This window comes from Streptococcus alactolyticus (genome assembly GCF_042649785.1).
GTDB classification, from domain to species: domain Bacteria; phylum Bacillota; class Bacilli; order Lactobacillales; family Streptococcaceae; genus Streptococcus; species Streptococcus alactolyticus.
In genome coordinates this window covers 1-745 of the sequence record NZ_JBHRZX010000011.1, presented here as the reverse complement: position 1 = coordinate 745, position 745 = coordinate 1, and the positions used below count along the sequence as shown (strand labels likewise).

The following is a 745-nucleotide window of genomic DNA, read 5'->3' as shown; positions in this document are numbered from 1 at the left end:
AGCCCGACGAGCTACCGAGCTGCTCCATCCCGCGACAATAATATAAAGGAGGATGTGGGATTCGAACCCACGCACGCTTTTACACGCCTGACGGTTTTCAAGACCGTTCCCTTCAGCCAGACTTGGGTAATCCTCCATAACTAACTATATGGACCTTGTAGGACTCGAACCTACGACCGCTCGGTTATGAGCCGAGTGCTCTAACCAGTTGAGCTAAAGGTCCAAAGTCAATCCATAAAAATAATAGCGGCGAAGGGGATCGAACCCCCGACCTCCCGGGTATGAACCGGACGCTCTAGCCAGCTGAGCTACACCGCCATGTAATCGGGAAGACAGGATTCGAACCTGCGACCCCTTGGTCCCAAACCAAGTGCTCTACCAAGCTGAGCTACTTCCCGAGATATGCACCCTGCAGGATTCGAACCTGCAACCGCCTGATTCGTAGTCAGGTACTCTATCCAGTTGAGCCAAGGGTGCTTAATATGAAATTCTGCCGAGGACCGGAATCGAACCGGTACGAAGGTCACCCTTCGCAGGATTTTAAGTCCTGTGCGTCTGCCAGTTCCGCCACCCCGGCCTCTTAAAGCGAACGACGGGGTTCGAACCCGCGACCCCCACCTTGGCAAGGTGATGTTCTACCACTGAACTACGTTCGCATAAAGAGAATTTATAATGCCGGCTACATGACTTGAACACGCGACCCTCTGATTACAAATCAGATGCTCTACCAACTGAGCTAAGCCGG

Annotated in this window: 8 tRNA genes; all 8 read right to left on the bottom strand. The window is 52.8% G+C overall.

Annotated features, from left to right (window positions below):
* Positions 1-46: 46 nt before the first annotated feature.
* Positions 47-136, bottom strand: a tRNA-Ser gene (locus ACFORE_RS02745).
* A 13-nt stretch (positions 137-149) separates the two neighbouring features.
* Positions 150-223, bottom strand: a tRNA-Ile gene (locus ACFORE_RS02740).
* 21 nt (positions 224-244) lie between these two features.
* Positions 245-318 (bottom strand) — tRNA-Met (locus ACFORE_RS02735).
* 6 nt (positions 319-324) lie between these two features.
* Positions 325-398, bottom strand: a tRNA-Pro gene (locus ACFORE_RS02730).
* A gap of 5 nt (positions 399-403) precedes the next feature.
* Positions 404-477 (bottom strand) — tRNA-Arg (locus ACFORE_RS02725).
* Positions 478-491: 14 nt separating this feature from the next.
* Positions 492-577: transfer RNA gene (locus ACFORE_RS02720), tRNA-Leu, on the bottom strand.
* Between the two features lie 7 nt (positions 578-584).
* Positions 585-656: transfer RNA gene (locus ACFORE_RS02715), tRNA-Gly, on the bottom strand.
* A gap of 17 nt (positions 657-673) precedes the next feature.
* Positions 674-745 (bottom strand) — tRNA-Thr (locus ACFORE_RS02710).